We start from the raw sequence: 16,700 nt of genomic DNA, 5'->3' as shown, positions 1-16,700 counted from the left end.
TCCGGAGACCGTGGCGGAGCGGTTGCTGGCGGAGATCTGGGAGGAGTTGTTGGGGGTTACCGGTGTCGGTGCCGGGGATGATTTCTTCGCTCTCGGTGGTCATTCCCTCCTCGCCACCCGCCTCACCGGCAGAATCGCGGCGCGTATCGGCACCCGGGTGCCGCTCCGGCTGGTCTTCGAGCATCCCGTCCTCGCCGACCTCGCCCAACACCTCCCCGCGTCGGATTCCTGGGCATCCTCGGAGGCCATTCCGCGTGTGCAGCGGGTTCGCGGCCGTATAGGCCGCTGAATCAGCTCAAGAGCGAGGCCCTCGAGCCTCCACTTCTGTTTTACTCTCACAGGAAAGGAAACAGTAAGATGAGTCAGGCGAAAGTTGCGTCCGGTGTCTCCCCGGACCCGGAGAAATCGGTTCCTGCCGGTGGATCCCGGAGAGAGTCCCCCGATGGCGGCCTCGCCCATCAGCCGGCGCTGTTGGGATTCTCCGGCTTCCTGATCGGCTCCATTTCCCTCGCCTTCTACCTGAAGGACGTCAGTATCCCCGCCAACTCGCTGGTGGCCCAGATACCCATCATGGTGTTCAGCAGCGCCATCCTCCTTTTGATGGCCGCAGTCTGGTCCATGCGTCTGGGGGACGGGGTTTTCGCCGCGGTATACGGGCTGTTCGGTACCTTCTGGCTGAGTTTCTCGGTACTGAGCGTGAGCCTGAACAACAACTGGATGGGGGAGTTCGAGAACATTCAGCAACGCCAGGCCACATCGAACTTCGTCCTCGTCTGGTGCGTCGTGATCCTCCTTCTCACCCTTACGACGCTCCGGCTTCCCCGGGCTTTCACCTTCCTCTTCATCGTGGTGTCCCTCACCCTGCTCTCCCTCTACGGGTCGATCGAGCAGGCCATCGACCAGAGCATCCACAACCCCACGGCGCCCGGTGATCCCTGGCTCATCTATGTGGGCATCACGACGATGTTCCTGTTCATCGTGATCGGCATGTACGTCTTTGCCAGCGTCATGCACAGCGCGACCGGAGGCAGGCGTCTCCCCCTGGGTAAGCCCCTGGTCAAATCCCGCTGAGGCGTACGGGGCCGGGTCGCCCGGCCGGCCTGGGCGGGCCCGGGGCCGAAACCCGCCGGCTCGCCCGAGGGGCGGGGGTTCGCGCCACGACCGGTGGGTGCCGTTGCCCTTCCGACGAAACGAGCAGGAGAGACGATGACCGACCACCTGCACCGTGTTGCCACGGTCCCGTTCCCCCTCGGGTGTCCGGAAGACCTACCCGTGGCGGTACCGGCCCTCCCGGATGCCAAACCGGCAGGGCTGCCCCGGCTGGCAGCCCATCTGTCCGATCCGTCGAACCGTACAAGTCTGTCCGGCTTGCTCACCACTGCCCGCGCCGAGTTCGGGCGGGTTCCCAGCGCCCCCGTCGGTGAGGATCCGCGGGAGTCTCCGCCCAACCGGGACAACGATCTGGCGTTCGGTATCGAACGACATGTCGGTGAACCGCTGGCTCTCCTCGTCGCCGCGGCTCTGCGTGCCGAGACCGGCATTGTTGAACTCATCGAGAGGGGTGGTACCGACCTGGAGACCTCCGCATGGCGGGACCTCATCGCCGGTTTCGATGCCCTGCTGTGCTGGCTGGCCACCCCCTCGCGGGTCCCGGAGCCGTTCCCCGTTCCCGGGCCCCCCGGACGGACCGATGAGCCCGAGCCGTTCGACGGGCTGCGGCGCTGGGTACGTGGACACCACGTCTTCATGGTTCTCTCACAGGGCTGCGCACTCGCTTTGAACAGCATGAGAGCAGCGGCGGATGAGAAGGACACGGAACTCGCAGCCCCCGCGGCCGCCGTGGCGAGCCGGTTGATGTGGGCCTGCCGCGCCGCCCTGCGGTTCGCGGGGGAGGCCGACAGGCAGCAGTACCGGAACGAGATTCGTCCGACGTTGATGCCTCCGGTGGCTCCTCCGCAGATGAGCGGACTGCGCTGGCGGGACCACGAAGCCCTGGTGACCGCGCTGGGCGCCTCCCGGGCGTCCTGGGCCTGGCTGGCCGGGACCCGTCCGGCACTGCTCGAGGAGTTCCGTGCGGCTTTGGACGCCACGTACGACGCCCACAAGGGTGTCTGTCAGCACTTCGTGGGCGGCCAATCACCCAGTCTCCTCGCCACTGTTCGCTCGCATCGTCCCGCTGTCGGCGTCATCGAACAGTTCCACCGCCTCCGGGCGGGCGCACTTCCCGAGCCGGCTTCCGGCCCCGGGCCCGCCGCAACCCGTGAGCGTTCCGATTCGGGCGCACTCGATCAGTGACCGGTCTCGACCACATGAGAAAGGCAGAGCACTCATGAACGCCACCGCACCGATTCCGCAGGACGGCACCACCAACCTGGACATGGACGGGCTTTCCCGAATTCTCTTCGGGCACGCGGCCTTCCAGTACCTCAACGCGGCCTGCGAATTGGGTCTCCCCGAGCTGCTGGGCAAGAAAGAGGGACTGACCAGGGAGGAGATCCGTGATGCGCTCGAATTGCAGGAGCGGGCCGTCGACATCCTGCTCCTCGGTTGCACGTCGCTGGGCATCACCATCAAGCGGGACGGTCGGTACCGGCTCGCCGAGGTCATAGAGAGCCTCATGGATCAGGGCGACTGGCAGCGCTTCAAGGACACGGTCGCCTTCGAGCAGTACATCGTGTACGAGGGACAGCTCGACTTCACCGACTCGTTGCGTGAGAACCGCAACGTCGGCTTGCGACGGGTGCGCGGTTCGGGGCGTGACCTGTACCACCGACTGTCCGAGAACCCTCACTTGGAGCAGGTTTTCTACCGGTACATGTGCTCGTGGTCCGAATTGGCCAACAGGCATCTGGCGGAGAAACTGGATCTTGTCGGGTGCGAACACCTTCTGGACTGCGGTGGTGGCGACGCGGTCAACGCGATCGCGTTGGCCAGGGCCAACCCGGATCTGCGGATCACCGTGTTCGAGATTCCCGCCTCCGCATCCATCGCCGAGAAGAAGATCGCGCAGGCCGGCCTCGGCGAACAGATTTCGGTCGTCACCGGAGACATGTTCAGGGATCCGCTGCCAACCGGTTGCGATGTGGTGATGTTCGCCCATCAACTCGTCATCTGGACGCCGGAGGAGAACACCGCGCTGCTCAGGCGTGCGTATGAGGCGTTGCCGGAGGGCGGGCGGCTGGTGATCTTCAACTCCATGTCCGACGACGAGGGTGACGGCCCGATCGTCGCCGCCCTGGACAGCGTTTATTTCGCCTCCCTGCCTGCCGAGGGCGGCATGATCTATTCATGGGGGCAGCACGAGGAGTGCCTGCGCGCGGCGGGCTTCCGCAGCACCGAGCGCATCCCCTTCCCCGGTTGGACACCCCACGGCGTCATCGTCGCGACCAAGTAGCACGAACCCGGCCGACGGCCGAAACCACCGTGCCGCCCATCACGACACCGGCGGCACGGTGGACGTCCACTCACCACCCAAGGGGGCGAGGTCATTGATCGACCGTACAAGCCGGGAAGACGCCGCACGGATGCGTATGCTGCTTTACGGGCAGCTTGTATCGAAGGTGCTGTGCGCCGCCGTACGACTCGGTGTGCCCGAGGCCCTGAGCGGGGGTGGTAGGCGGGTCGCGGAGGTCGCCCGGGAGGTGGGCGCCCACACCGTGGCCCTCCACCGACTGCTGCGTGCTCTCGCCTCGTTCGATGTCGTCGAAGAGGCCGATGGCGCCTTTTCACTCACCTCGCTCGGGAGCACTCTCCTACCGGACACACCCGGAACAGCGCATCCCACCGCGATGCTCCTGGCGAATGAGGTCGGAGCGACCTGGGCGGAGTTCGATCACACTCTGCGGACGGGTGATTCGGCGTTCCGACACCTGCACGGGAGCAGCCTTTTCGACCACCTGGAACGGCAGCCCGAACGACGCACGGACTTCGACCTTTCACAGGAAGCCGGACTCCGCCTGGAACTGGACGAAATCTTCGAGTTCGTCACCTTCGACCGTTATCAGAGCATCGTGGATGTCGGAGGTGGCAACGGCCACCTAATGTGCGAACTGTTGCACCGCACGCCCGGTAGCAGCGGCGTCATCCTGGATCTGTCCGGCACCGTTTCTCTGGCGGAGAAGCGCGTCGCCGAGGAGGAGCTCACTCATCGTTGCACAGCCCTGGCCGGTGATTTTTTCATCGAGGTCTCACCAGGAGCGGATTTGTACATCCTCAGTCATGTTCTGCACGACTGGGGTGATGAGGACGCGGTGAAAATTCTACGGACGTGTGCCTCCGCCATGCCGGATTCGGGCCGACTGATGGTCATTGATCTCGCAATGACCTCCCCGACGGCCCCCGCGGGTACATCGCGTGCCCCGGGTGGGGGCGAGGGTTCCCGTCACCTGCCGGCCCTGATGGACCTTTACATGCTCTCCCTCTTCGGAGCCGCGGGTGGTCGCGAGCGGACGACGGACGAATTCGTGGCGCTGCTCTCCCGCGCGGGCCTTGACGCCGAGGACATCTCCGTGCTGCCGAGCGGCATGGCCGTCATCACGGCACGCGCACACATCTCCTGACGGTTTCACCGACGCTCCCCCAGCCCCGGCTCCCCGATCCGGTGGGCCGCCTTCCCGCCGGCCTTCGGTGGGGGCCGGTATCGGCCCGGGTCGATACCGTGAGGAGACCGAAAGTACTCTGACCGGCAGAGTGGACTCTTCCCCCGCTCGTAACTCATTGGGCTTTCCGCCATGATCCCTGACTCCATCGCTCAGCCCCGGGCACGTGCCGGGAAGCGGGAATGGACAGCTCTCGGCGTCCTTTCCTTACCCGCGCTGCTCATCACTCTCGACGTCACAGTTCTGCACCTGGCCGTTCCCCATCTGAGCGCCGACCTGGGCCCGAGCGGCCTGCAACTGCTGTGGATTGTCGATATATACAGTTTCCTGATCGCCGGCCTGCTGATCATCGCGGGCACGCTGGGGGACAGAATCGGACGTCGTCGTCTGCTGCTGATCGGAGCGGCGGGTTTCGGGGTGGCGTCGCTCCTGACGGCCTTTTCCATCAACACCGAGATGCTGATCGTCAGCCGTGCGCTGCTCGGTATCGCCGGGGCGACTCTGATGCCCTCGTCGATGTCGTTGATCCGGAACATGTTCCTCGATGATCGGCAGAGGTCTCTCGCGCTGAGTATTTGGATCGCCTGCTTCCTGGTGGGCGGAGCCATGGGCCCGCTTGTCGGCGGTCTGATGCTCGAATACTTCTGGTGGGGCTCGGTCTTCCTGCTGGCGGTCCCGGCGATGGTCCTGCTGCTCCTACTGGGTCCGCTTCTGTTGCCCGAGTACCGGGATCCCAACCCGGGGAAAATCGACTTCGCCAGCATGATTCTGCTGCTCACCTCGCTGCTGATCAGCGTCTACGGTCTCAAGAAGCTTGCCGGTGATGGGTTCGCCGTGCTGCCCGCCCTGCTGCTCGTCGGTGGCCTCGCCCTGGGCGTGACCTTCGTCCTGCGCCAGCGGGGGATCGCCCATCCTCTGGTCGACCTCGGGCTTTTCCGCGCTAGGAGTTTCTCCGTCTCGTTGGCGACGATGGGCCTCGCGCTCTTCGTCATGTCGGGCGCGCAGTTCTTCGTCGCGCAGTACCTTCAGATGGTCGTGGGGCTCTCCCCCTTGAAAGCCGGGCTCTGTTCGCTGCCGGGCAGTATCGGCGGGGTGACCGGGGCCCTGCTCGCACCGCTGGCACTGCGCTGGATGCGCTCGGCCTCGGTGATGGTGGTCGGACTGACGATCGCCGTCATCGGCTTCGCGGCGCTGACACGGGTCGATGTCGACAGCGGGCTCATCACGGTCATGGTCGCGTTGGGCCTGTTGAACTTCGGAGTTGCCCCGACCATCGCCCTCGGTACGGACATGATGATCTCCTCGGCGCCGCCGGAGAAGGCGGGCGGGGTCTCCGCCATTTCGGAGACCTGCCACGAGGTTGGCCTCGGCATGGGCATAGCCGTTTTGGGCAGCATCGGCACCGCCTTCTACCGGTCCCGGGCCACCGAGGCTCTCCCGGAGGGGGTTTCGGAGGAGTCCGCTTCCGCCATCGGTGACACCATCGGCTCCGCGGTGGACGAGGTTTCACGCATGCCGGAGGACCTCGGTTCCGTCGCTCTGGCCGGCGCGCGTGAGGCCTTCACGAACGGCCTGGTGACGGTGAGCCTCATCTGTACGGTCGTCACCGTCCTGGTCGTCGTCATGGTCATGGCCTTTCTCCGTCGATTCCCGGCCGGTGCCCCGACGCCGGAGGGCACTGGGGCACCAGGAAGCGGGAAACAGTTCGTGGAGGGAGCGACCGACGCGTAGCGGATCGCATTTCCCGAGCAGTGGGCCCTCAGTGGGCGAGGTCCGGTGAGGTCGTGGCGCGCGTGTCGGCTGCCGCCCGTCACCCGGTTCTCCGGCCCCGCCCCGACCGACGACAAGCCGCCGGTATCGCGTCCCACCCACGAGCCACGCCCGGGGACGGTCGGACGGACAGGGGTTGGAACCGCCCCTCGCCCGTCTCCTTCGGGATCACTCCCCGAAAGCGACAGGGCCACCGCTTCGGCACGCTTCTCCACACAACCCATGCCCCACCTGCCCCGCCCGGTTCGACACAGCACGCGGGTTACCACACTCACGCCGGTGCGTCCCCCGGCCACGCCTCACCGGGGACGCCGGCCTTTCCGCTCGCGAGATCGCGTCGCGAGGAGCGCATCGGCACGACTGCGCGGACCAGGAGAAGCCTGCTCAGAAAGCCGGACGGCTCGTCCACCCGTGGTTGTTCTCCGACGGGCTTCCGGCGTCCAGCTGTCCCGACACCCGGGGTGAAATCGGGACGGGCCGCGAGCGCGGACATCGTCCGGAAGCCGGTCGGGGCCGACACCGGGGTATCCGGTCGACGATCATTGGGCCATGCGCGCCGCCCGTCTCATCCGTATGGCTCTCCTCATCCAGGTGAACCCCGGCCTGACCGCCGCCGTTCTCGCGCGTGAGCTGGACGTTTCCAAGCGCACGGTGATCCGTGATGTCCAGGCATTACAAGAGGCCGGCATTCCCGTGAGATCGGAGCAGGGGAGAGTGGGTGGCTACCATCTGGCGCCGGGATACCGGTCCCGACTCACCGCGCTGCACACCACTGAGGCGGAGACGCTGTTCCTCTCCGGGCTGCCCACGGTGCTGCGGGATCTGGGGTGGTCCGACACGGCGGACACTGCCCGCCTGAAGCTGACGGCTGGCCTGCTTCCGTCGGTGCGGGCGGCAGCGGAGTCGTCGGTGCGCCGGTTCCATCTCGACGCGCCGGCTTGGTTCCGTGAACCGTCCACGCCCCGAGTGCTGCCGGAGCTGGCACGTGCCGTATGGTCCGACCGCACCGTCGAGTTGATCTATACGCGGCCCGGCCGCGACGGCGCACGGCCCTCCAGCGTGTCCCGAACGGTGGAACCGTACGGACTGGTCCTGAAGGCGGGCGTCTGGTACCTGGTGGGTCGGCTGCCGAAGGGGGGAGCGTGGCGCACCTATCGGGCCGACCGGGTCACGGCGCTTGTTCCCGGCGCGGAGGAGCCGTTCGTGCGCGACACGGCTTTCGACCTGGCCGCGCACTGGGAGACCCACGCGGCCGGGTTTGCCCGGAGACTGCTGCATATGATCGTCACCGTCCGTCTGACCGAACAGGGGCTGCGCCGCCTGCCCGCGGTGGTGGACGAGGCCGGTGTCGAGGAGGCGCTGAGCGGCGCGAGCAGACCGGACACGACCGGACTGGTGACACTCGATCTACCGATGGAGTCGCAGGATGTCGCTTTCGATCAGCTCAGCAGGTTGGGAGCGGATGTGGAGGTGCTGGCTCCGGCGGACCTGCGCGCTCGCTTCCGCGAGCGCGCACTGGCCCTGGCCACTCTGTACGGGGCGGAGCCGGAGACTCAGCGATAGTCCTCCACGGAGGCTTCCTTCCCGTTGTGGATGACGTCCTCGAAGTAGGCCCAGGCGTTCGGCTGGCTGCCGTCCACGTCCCGCACCCCGTAGACCTTCGCGAGTTCCCCGCTGGAGGTGGACTTGCCGTTCCACCGCTCGGCCCGGTTCGGGTCGGCCGCCACGGCTGTGACCGTTCGGGCGAGGTAGGAGGGGGATTCAGCGATCGCGAAGGCGGGCTCCTTGGCGATGGCGTCGCGCCAGTTCTCCTCGGTCACGCCGAAGTGGGCGAGCATCTGCTCCGAGCGCATGAAGCCCGGTGAGACGGCGACCGCCGTGCCCCCGTACTCCGCCAGTTCCTGGCCCAGTCCGAAGGCCAGCCGGATCGGGGCGTTCTTGGCGAGGTCGTAGTACATGTTCTCGCGGTAGCGGCGGTTGGAGACGGCGGTGCCGTCGGTGACCTCCACGTGCAGCGGGGCGTCCGAGCGAATCAGGAGCGGCAGTGCGAGTGCCGCGGTGATCACGTGTGAGCGGGCTCCGAGATCCAGGATGCGCAGGCCGTCGGCGAGCGGGGTCTCCCAACTCTTCTTGCCGAAGACCGAGGTCGTGAGGAGGTGCTCGCCGCCCCAGAGGTCGTTGACCAGGATATCGAGCCGCCCCCGGTCGAGTTCGATCCGCTGCACGAGGGCGCGTACCTGCTCCTCCTCCAGATGATCGGTGGGGACGGCGATGCCCGTGCCGCCGGCGGCGGTGACGAGTTCGGCGGTTTCCTCGATGGTCTCGGTGGTTCGGCCCACTTCGCTGGCGCGTTCGCGGGTGGTGCGGCCGGTGACGTAAACGGTGGCACCGGCACGGCCGAGCTCAACGGCGAGGGCGCGCCCCGCACCGCGGGTGGCCCCGGCGACGAGCGCGATCCGATTCGCGAGCCGGGCTTCCCCGGAAGTGTTCCGGGCGACGTTCTGGGGGGAGGTCTCCTTGCTCATGTCATTCATCATCCATGCCAAAAGTGACAGGGAGCGTCACTCTTTTCCGGGGGTTCCACATGCTCCGCCGATGGGTCGCGCCGCGTCGCGGCATTCGGAGCAGCCGTACCGGGGTCCTCCAACGGGCGCGGGTTCGGCGGTCTCCTCCATTCGGGCTCGAGGCCGTCCGGGCGGTGCCCGCACACGTCTCGGCTCCGGCGGTGCCGTGCCCGGGCACGGAGAGTCCGCTGCCCCCGTCATCGGGCCGGTGCGACAACCTCAGCGGTCGTCGCACCGACACACTCGGATGAAACGCGGGCGGGGCTGGGACCACCCGCCGCCGAGGTGCCGGCGATGCCGCGGCCGGGCCCGCCGGGCACCGTGCTCCCGAGGGAGTGTCGGGCACCGCGAGCCCGGGGTCAGGAACTGCGGGCCGGGTCCAGTGTCGCGCGCATCACGAGGTATCCGTTGTCCGGGCTGGCCGCCGCACGGCGCATGAGGTCAATGTACTGGTCCACCGGTTCCGCACCGTTGATTCGGGCCAGTTCGTCGCGTCGGGCCCGAACCGCCTCGGCCATGATCACACCCGTTCGCATCACCTTGTCGCTGATGTCACGGATTTCGACATCGATGAAGCCATTGGCGACCAACAGTTCGGAGTACTCGGCAGCGTCGGCGAACGAACTCACGTGGTAAGTGGCGCAAATCTCGTCGAGAATTTCGCGGCCCTCGGGGCCCACCGGCTGGATCTCGACGGTATCGGCGATCACCAGCCGCCCGCCGGGACGCAACACCCTGGCCGTCTCGGCGAGCGCCCGGCCGCGATCCGGTACATGGAGCATCGACTCGATGGCCCACGCGCCGTCGAACGACCCGTCCGCGAACGGCAGTGCCATCACGTCGGCGTTCCGGAAGGCGGTCACGTCCGATCGACCGGCCTCCACGGCGCGTGTGGTGGCCTGTTCGATCTCCACATCGCTGATGGCGATGCCGGTGACGCGCACGTCCCTGGCCGCGACGAGCTGGAGCGCGGGTTTCCCCACACCACAACCGATGTCGAGGATCGCCGCCCCGGTGGCGGGGGCGAGCAGGGTGATGAGCAAATCGGTCAGCCGGGCCGTGGCGACCTCGACGGTGCTGTCGTCGGCCTCATCCTCCCAGTAGCCGTAGTGCAGGTTCTCGCCCCAGACCGCGTTGAGAACCCGCCCCAGGCCCTCGTAGAAATCAGCGATCTTCCCGACGCCGGATGGGGTCGCTGCCATTGTGGTTTCCCTACCATCTCTGCTGAATCCTGATCCCGGGCGTGGGACCGGGCGAACCTCCGAGGAGGTCGTGACGGCCGGCCGGGGAGAACTGACCCGAGAGATTTCTCCCGGGCGCTCGGAACACCGCTCCTGTGCGAGAACGACCCCGGGACCCGCGTGGGTCTCGCGGCGGCCGAGTGACGCGCTCCGCACTCCCGGGTCCGTGGGAATGGCAACGGGGCGCCCACCGGCCACGACCTGTGCCGGCCGAGGAGGCGCCCCGTGTCGATACCGGGTCAGGCAGGCCGGATCGACAGCGCGTGTCGGAACACGTTGCGCGGATCGTAAGCCTTCTTGACCTGCTGCAACCGTGCGTAGTTCTTTCGGTAATACAACGCGTGCCACGGTGTGCCGGAAGTGTTCCACTCCGGATCGGCGAGGTCGACATCCGGATAGTTGATGTACGCACCGCCGTTGATGGAGTCGGGCACCGGAACGCCCCCGGTCCTCCTGTACACATCCCGGTAGAGCTTACGCACCCACGTCACGTGGGCGGCGTCCTGGTCCTGACTTCTCCATACGCCGGGTGTGAAGTAGGCGCGCAGGATCGTGTCCCGATGCGCGTAGGCGGTCGCGTCCTGGCGTACGGTGTTGATCTTTCCGCCGATGGCGGCCAGGTTCACCTGCGCGCCCGGATTGTTGATGGAGTCGTCGGTAAGGTACCGATAGATCGTGGCTATCTGCTCCTCGGTGTAACTCTTCCGCAGGTCCGAGGTCTTGTCCTTCTGACGTCCGGGTGGTCCCCAGAACCAGTTCTCCCGGTCCAGCCACGGCAGGTTGTACTTCGTGTCCGACGCGACCTTGAGGTGGGCGCCCGCGGTGACATCCGCGAACATCGCGTCAAGCATGGCCTCACCACCCGGGACCGTGTCCTCTACACCGGCCATCAGGCCGATCACGCCGGCCGACTGGTGGGACGCGGAGAGCGAGGCCCAGACCTGGACACCCTTCGCCCCCGGGGCGCTGTTCAGTTCGAACCATCGGCAGAAATTACGGACGAGTGTGGTGAACGCCTGTCGTGACAGGGATTCCCAGGACCACTGCACCACTCTGACCCGCTGGTTCCCGGCACGGGGCAGAAGTTTTTCGGGGACGGCTGATTTCGTGCTCGGTGTACGCAGCCAGTACCGAGTGACCACGCCGAAGTTGCCGCCGCCACCGCCCGTGTGAGCCCACCACAGGTCCCGGTTCGGGTCGTTGGCCTTGCGTGTCGCCACGATGGTGCGAGGTTGGCCGTCGGCGTCCACCACGACTACCTCGACGGCATGGAGGTAATCTATGGCGACTCCGTGGATGCGGGAGTAGAAGTTGTAGCCGCCGCCGAGGATGTGTCCGCCGAGACCCACCTCGGAACAGCCGGCGGAGGGTATGTGCACGCCCCACCCCTTGAAGAGGGTGTGCTGCGTCGGGGCCACGATCGAACCCGGCCCCACCGAGAAGGCGTTCCGCGACTCATCGAAGTGGACATCCGCCATCTGTGAGAGGTCAATGAGTTCCTTGACCTCGGAAGACGCCGTGAAGTCCTCCAGGCAGTGCCCTCCGGAGCGGACCGCGACCCGCCGGTCGGCCGCCACGGCCCGGCCGAGCGCCTCGGCCACGTGATCCGGAGAGGTCGCGATGGTCACCTGATCCGGTCTGCCGGTGAATCGGGTGTTGTGCGCGCGCAGGAAACTGTCGTACCGCGTGTCCCCGGGCTGCACGGTGATGGAGTCGAACGCCGGTGCGCACGCTCCCCCCGTCGCTCCCGCTCCCGCCGCGACCGCCGGCCGGGTGCCGGCGACGACATCCGCCGCTACCAGTCCGGCCCCGGCGAACGCGGCACTGGTGAGTAATCCTCGGCGGCTCAATCCGGACATATGTACAACTCCTTGCTCATGACAGCAGAAGGAAACGCGGAACGGTTCGATCCTGGCGTTCCGTCGACGGGACCTGGCACCGAACGAACGGAAGCCTACGTCATGATGTCGAACTTGGATCAAGAAAGTGTGAAAGTTTTCGGATTGAGCCGGAGGTGTGTCCTGAGGCAGGTGAGACGCGTGTGATAGCGGATTGCCGGGGTGAGATGGGGGAGGCCCGGGCGGAGCCGATGTGTTATCGGTCGGTGAGATGAGTTGGCGCCCGTGCCCGCACCGCTGCCGATGGTTTGCCCGATGAGGTGGTGAGGGGTGTAACCCCGATGGTCGGAATTTTCGAACTCCTCGATGGCGAAGGGGGCCGCGCTCGCGCACCACCTTCCCGTTCGGCGCCCCGTGGCTCCGCTGGAGCACCATCACAGGGGGACGGCTCCCCGCTACCATGTTCCGCTCCGCATTCCGAGAACACGCCTCCCCCGTTCGGTCGCATTCCGCGGGTAAGTCGTCGGACGGGACGAGCCCAGGACGGAATCCCGGACGGGTCAGCGGACGGCGGCGGCACGGAGCGTGTGACCGGGGCCGCGCAATCTTTCGGGGAGGGGGTGCCGGTCGCTGTGGTGCGTAGAGTGTGCTTCGTGACCGGTGAGACCGACTTGCAGAAACTACTGACCGATATGCGGCCGATGTTGAATTCTGGCCGTTATGTATTCACCACCGTGGAAGACGCCGTTCCTCCAGGTGTCACCCCGATTGTCACCGTCACCGAACCCGAAGGGATCACGTTGGTGGTGCCCGTGGGGGAGGCCGAGGCGGCGGGGCTGAGGTACGACTACGTGGCCGGCTGGATCGTGCTTCGTGTGCATTCCTCCTTGGATGCAGTGGGATTGACCGCGGTCGTGGCCGGGGAGTTGGCGGACGCCGGACTGAGTTGCAATATCGTGGCAGGGTTTCATCATGATCATTTGTTCATCCCGTATGAGAGGGCTCATGCGGCGGTGGCTCTGTTGGAGGACCTCGCACGCCGGTCCTCTGGGGTACCTCGGCCGCACAGTGAGGACCACGCGTAGTGGCACCGCCGTTTCGCTGGAGGCGGACTTACCGAGCTCGGCCCGGACCTCTGCGCCCGCTTCCAGGGGGATGCGCCCGGGACGTAACCTCGACCCCCGAGGGAGAGGCAAGGGGGGTGAAGCACCGACGCGTCAAGTCCACGGGGTGTTCCAGGCAATGGGGCGACATTTTCACCGGAGTGGACGGAGACGCTCGGAATTCTTCGAGCACTCGAAAAAACGGGGTTGGCGACAATTCGAGGGGTGAGTCGCCCGGTCCTGGCACACGGTGGAGGACGGTGCGCGAGGATGAGGTGCTTCGGAAGGGACAGGGGCGTGTCGGCGGCGGCTGAATCCTGACCCAGTTTGGGCGGTCGAACTTTGACCCACCGGGTCTGGTTGTTGGTGTTCAGTCTGTGTCGTGTGTGGCGGTGGGGACACGTCCGAGTTGGCGTCCGCGCATGCGGTAGGAGTCGCCTTTGAGGGAATGGACCTCGGCGTGGTGGACGAGGCGGTCGATCATGGCGGCGGCCACGGTTTCGTCACCGAAGACCTCGCCCCAGCGTTCGAAGGGTTTGTTGCTTGTGACGATCACGCTCGCTCGTTCGTATCTGTTCGATATGAGCTGGAAGAACAGGTTCGCGGCCTCGGCTTCGAAGGGGATGTACCCGACCTCGTCGATCACGATCAGCGGGTAGCGGCTGAGTTTGGTGAGCTCGGCCTGGAGGTGTCCGGCGTGATGGGCTGCGGCCAAGCGGTCGACCCATTCGGTGGCGGTGGCGAACGCGACGCGGTGGCCGGCTTGGCAGGCACGGACGGCCAGGCCGATCGTCAGGTGTGTCTTCCCTGTTCCCGGAGGTCCCAGGAATACGGTGTTCTCCTTCGCGGCGATGAAGTCCAACGTGCCCAGATGTGACAGTGAGCCTTTGCCAACCTGGACTCTGGGGCTGGGCAGTTGGCTCGACACGTGAGTGAAGCCCCTGGTAGACGGGTTCACGACCAAGATCGCCCGATACCCACCAGAGGCTTCACGTGCTTGTCCACCCGTGCGGGCTGCACGTGTCCAGTCGGTCCCTGACCTTCCTCGCTGCTCGTCTGCGCGAACACCGTCGTCGGATCGGAAGCCGCTGGCGCCGGCTCCCCGTCGGCCGTCAGGCGCTGCCGGTGTTGGCACATCTGCGTAACGGGACCACGTACGCCCAGCTCGCAGCAGGTTTCGAGGTCGGCACGAGTACCGTCTATCGGTACATCAACGAGGCCGTCGAGCTGCTGGCCGCACTCGCACCGACCCTCGACGAGGCAGTACGGACCGCTTCGAGGAAGGCCTACGTCCTGATCGACGGGACGCTGCTGCCGATCGACCGGATCGCCGCCGACCGGCCCCTCTACTCCGGCAAACACAAGAAACACGGGATGAATGTGCAGGTCCTCGCCGATCCCTTCGGCCGCCTGCTGTGGGCCTCACCAGCCCTGCCCGGCGCTGTCCACGACGTCCGCGCGGCTCGCGAGCACGGCATCGTCGACGCCCTCACCGAGGTCGGCATCGCGTGCTGGGCCGATAAGGGCTACCGAGGTGCCGGCGGCACGGTCCGCACCCCGTACCGGGGACGGTGGGAAACCCTCTCCGCAGGCCAGCAAGCGGTGAACCGGTCCCACGCGAAGATCCGAGCCCTCGTCGAGCAGGCCGTCGCCACCCTCAAGTCCTGGCGACTCCTCCGCAAGCTCCGCTGCTCGACCACCCGCACCACCGGCCTCATCCAAGCCGTCCTCACCCTGCATCTGGCCAGCTCAGAGTGAGGATGGCAAAGGCTCACTGGTTCGGGAACTCTTTCGAGGTGTTTCCGGTCTTCCACCGCCTTGAGTGCCCCCTTCGCCGGTGGAAGTGGCCTGACCTGCGGTTTCGAGACGAAATGGCCTTTGTGTCGAGAGCGGCACGAGGGCACGGCTCTGGATCCTGACGCTCATATGACGCTCGTTCCGACGGGGTGTCAGTTGGCTGATCGTGCGGGTCGTACCGGGTGAGGGGGCGTGCTTCCCGCGGGCCGGCTTTGCGGGAATGTGAAGCGAACCCGACCGAGCTCCCGCCGGCAGTTCGGCGGGGTGGACGTTGGCGGAACGGGTGTTCAACGGGACTGTCCGTGAGGGCTTCGGTGCCGAAGGGAGAGTCGTGGAGCGTGTCCCGGGGGGAGTTGGTGTGCCCGCCCGGGGCGCCCGTGTCGATCTCGTGCCGGGCTCCCGGCGCCGCACGGACTCGCGCGGGACATCGAGCGACTCGGTGATCCGGAGATGGGCATCCCGCGCGGTGGAGTACTCCGAGCGGCGCCGGGTCACCGGACGCACACTCCGGCTCCGAATCGCGGCGTCAATCTTTTTGCATACATGTCCGATCCTCTCCGGTGGCTCACCACGGAGAGGCGGAGAAGGCGGCACGGTTCAGATCGACATGACGCTCGTTCCGGTAGGAGGGGTGCCGGAGTGGCCGGGTGGGTCTTCCACTCGCGTGCGCGGTTCGTCTCCCACGGTCGGCCGGTCGGATCCACTTCCGGCCGGCCGTGGAGGACGGCGTGATCCGTAACGCGTGTGGGCGGCGGCCTCTCCACCCGACGCATGACATGTGTGGAAAGGAGTCCCCGTCGCGCCGGCGCCCCGGTCGCCTGCCATCGGGTGCGGCTGTGCCCTGGGGCCCGGCTCGTGACATCGTCGTGGTTCGCTTCCGCCCGCGTCGCGGCCCGGCGGCGGAATCGTCCGGGCATACCGCCGGGTCGCCACCGGCCCGGTGCCCCTGCGGATTATCCGCCACACGTGGCTGCCCTCATCGTCATCGATCTCCCGGACCCGCACCCGGTCGGCCACGTGATCATTTCGGCTGTCCGGCGCCGCCCGGGGCGGCGAACCCGGCGCGGCGTCCTGGCAGGGCGAACGTTGCCCGAGGTGGCACGGGCATCACCTCGCCGATCAGATACCAGTCAGGTATCATCGTGGTATGGCGATGACACTCCGACTCCCCGAGGACCTCGACGCGAAGCTCACCGAGCGTGCTCGTCGCGAGGGCCGCAGCAAGCAGGAGCTCGCCATCGAGGCCATCCGGGACGCCCAGAATCGGGCCGAGTTGAAGGTCGATGACGTCCTGGCCGAGCTGATGGACAGCGATGCGGAGATCCTGGACTACCTGAAGTGACCGGAGTGCGTCACCTCCAGATCGACGAGATCCTGGCCATCGCCCGCGCGGTCAACGGTACCGAGCACAGTGTGCGGGACATGGGGCTTTTGGTGTCGGCGATCGAACGGCCCCGAACCAACGTGTTCGGGGCCGAGCTGTATCCCGGGTTGTACGACAAGGCGGCGGCCCTGTTGCACTCCGTTGCCCGAAATCACGCGCTGATCGATGGCAACAAGCGCACCGCCTGGCTCGCCATGCGCGTCTTCCTGCGGCTCAACGGCGTCGGCGCCGGTATCGCTCCGCCGCCCGCCTCCATCGCCGGACCGTTCGTCGAGGATGTCGCGCAGGACACCATCGATGTCCCGGTCATCGCCAAGCGCCTCTCGGTCTGGTTCCCCGCTTCCTGAAGCACGACGACCGCCGCCCGTCCCCGTGCCACGAGCGGCGTTCCCACAACCCCCCGAC

16 protein-coding genes are annotated in these 16,700 nt (G+C 66.7%); 11 read left to right on the top strand and 5 right to left on the bottom strand.

Going from position 1 to position 16,700, the window contains the following annotated elements; all coding sequences use genetic code 11:
* The 6 genes from FNQ90_RS01760 to FNQ90_RS01735 form a co-directional block, all read left to right on the top strand.
* Positions 1-289: phosphopantetheine-binding protein (locus FNQ90_RS01760; RefSeq protein WP_194432143.1), on the top strand; the 289-nt coding region annotated here is incomplete at its 5' end.
* A gap of 68 nt (positions 290-357) precedes the next feature.
* A complete protein-coding gene (locus FNQ90_RS01755) occupies positions 358-1,071 on the top strand; it encodes a GPR1/FUN34/YaaH family transporter (RefSeq protein WP_182604617.1) in 714 nt (237 codons plus the stop codon).
* 297 nt (positions 1,072-1,368) lie between these two features.
* Positions 1,369-2,295, top strand: coding sequence for a hypothetical protein (locus FNQ90_RS01750; RefSeq protein ID WP_182604616.1), 927 nt, complete (start codon positions 1,369-1,371; stop codon positions 2,293-2,295).
* 34 nt (positions 2,296-2,329) lie between these two features.
* Entirely contained in the window at positions 2,330-3,394 is a 1,065-nt protein-coding gene (locus FNQ90_RS01745) for an acetylserotonin O-methyltransferase (protein ID WP_228470790.1), read from the top strand.
* Positions 3,395-3,524: 130 nt separating this feature from the next.
* Positions 3,525-4,559, top strand: a complete 1,035-nt coding sequence (locus FNQ90_RS01740) for a methyltransferase (protein ID WP_182604615.1) — start codon at positions 3,525-3,527, stop codon at positions 4,557-4,559.
* 171 nt (positions 4,560-4,730) lie between these two features.
* Positions 4,731-6,329: an MFS transporter gene (locus FNQ90_RS01735; RefSeq protein WP_182604614.1), complete on the top strand. Its 1,599-nt coding sequence runs from the start codon at positions 4,731-4,733 to the stop codon at positions 6,327-6,329.
* 310 nt (positions 6,330-6,639) lie between these two features.
* Here FNQ90_RS01735 and FNQ90_RS01730 read toward each other — a convergent pair whose 3' ends face one another.
* Entirely contained in the window at positions 6,640-6,777 is a 138-nt protein-coding gene (locus FNQ90_RS01730) for a hypothetical protein (protein WP_182604613.1), read from the bottom strand.
* Positions 6,778-6,917: 140 nt separating this feature from the next.
* On the opposite strand from FNQ90_RS01730, the gene FNQ90_RS01725 reads away from it, so the two are divergent.
* Entirely contained in the window at positions 6,918-7,931 is a 1,014-nt protein-coding gene (locus tag FNQ90_RS01725; protein WP_182604612.1) for a helix-turn-helix transcriptional regulator, read from the top strand.
* Here the strand turns inward: FNQ90_RS01725 and FNQ90_RS01720 are convergent.
* The 3 genes from FNQ90_RS01720 to FNQ90_RS01710 form a co-directional block, all read right to left on the bottom strand.
* Entirely contained in the window at positions 7,922-8,893 is a 972-nt protein-coding gene (locus tag FNQ90_RS01720) for an SDR family oxidoreductase (protein ID WP_182604611.1), read from the bottom strand. The two genes, FNQ90_RS01725 and FNQ90_RS01720, sit on opposite strands and share 10 nt — an antisense overlap.
* A 398-nt stretch (positions 8,894-9,291) precedes the next feature.
* Positions 9,292-10,134: a methyltransferase domain-containing protein gene (locus FNQ90_RS01715; protein WP_182604610.1), complete on the bottom strand. Its 843-nt coding sequence runs from the start codon at positions 10,132-10,134 to the stop codon at positions 9,292-9,294.
* 278 nt (positions 10,135-10,412) lie between these two features.
* Complete coding sequence (locus FNQ90_RS01710; protein ID WP_182604609.1) at positions 10,413-12,032, bottom strand: FAD-dependent oxidoreductase; 1,620 nt, start codon at positions 12,030-12,032, stop codon at positions 10,413-10,415.
* Between the two features lie 632 nt (positions 12,033-12,664).
* On the opposite strand from FNQ90_RS01710, the gene FNQ90_RS01705 reads away from it, so the two are divergent.
* Positions 12,665-13,096 (top strand): ACT domain-containing protein, encoded by a 432-nt coding sequence (locus FNQ90_RS01705; protein WP_182604608.1) that lies wholly within the window; start codon positions 12,665-12,667, stop codon positions 13,094-13,096.
* Positions 13,097-13,484: 388 nt separating this feature from the next.
* On the opposite strand, the gene istB is transcribed toward FNQ90_RS01705, so the two are convergent.
* A complete protein-coding gene (istB, locus tag FNQ90_RS01700; RefSeq protein ID WP_323379728.1) occupies positions 13,485-14,042 on the bottom strand; it encodes an IS21-like element helper ATPase IstB in 558 nt (185 codons plus the stop codon).
* A 65-nt stretch (positions 14,043-14,107) separates the two neighbouring features.
* Here istB and FNQ90_RS01695 point away from each other — a divergent pair, with 65 nt between their 5' ends.
* The 3 genes from FNQ90_RS01695 to FNQ90_RS01685 all read left to right on the top strand — a co-directional run bounded on the left by FNQ90_RS01695 (position 14,108) and on the right by FNQ90_RS01685 (position 16,642).
* Entirely contained in the window at positions 14,108-14,872 is a 765-nt protein-coding gene (locus FNQ90_RS01695; protein WP_182604607.1) for an IS5 family transposase, read from the top strand.
* Positions 14,873-16,058: 1,186 nt separating this feature from the next.
* On the top strand, positions 16,059-16,253 hold the full coding sequence (locus tag FNQ90_RS01690) for a ribbon-helix-helix protein, CopG family (protein WP_180329038.1): 195 nt from the start codon (positions 16,059-16,061) through the stop codon (positions 16,251-16,253).
* A complete protein-coding gene (locus FNQ90_RS01685) occupies positions 16,250-16,642 on the top strand; it encodes a type II toxin-antitoxin system death-on-curing family toxin (RefSeq protein ID WP_182604606.1) in 393 nt (130 codons plus the stop codon). The genes FNQ90_RS01690 and FNQ90_RS01685 overlap by 4 nt, the downstream gene beginning before the upstream one ends.
* Positions 16,643-16,700 lie beyond the last annotated feature (58 nt).

Origin of the sequence: Streptomyces alkaliphilus (genome assembly GCF_014141535.1) — a bacterium.
GTDB lineage: Bacteria > Actinomycetota > Actinomycetes > Streptomycetales > Streptomycetaceae > Streptomyces > Streptomyces alkaliphilus.
This window is presented reverse-complemented; position numbering and strand designations above follow the sequence as displayed.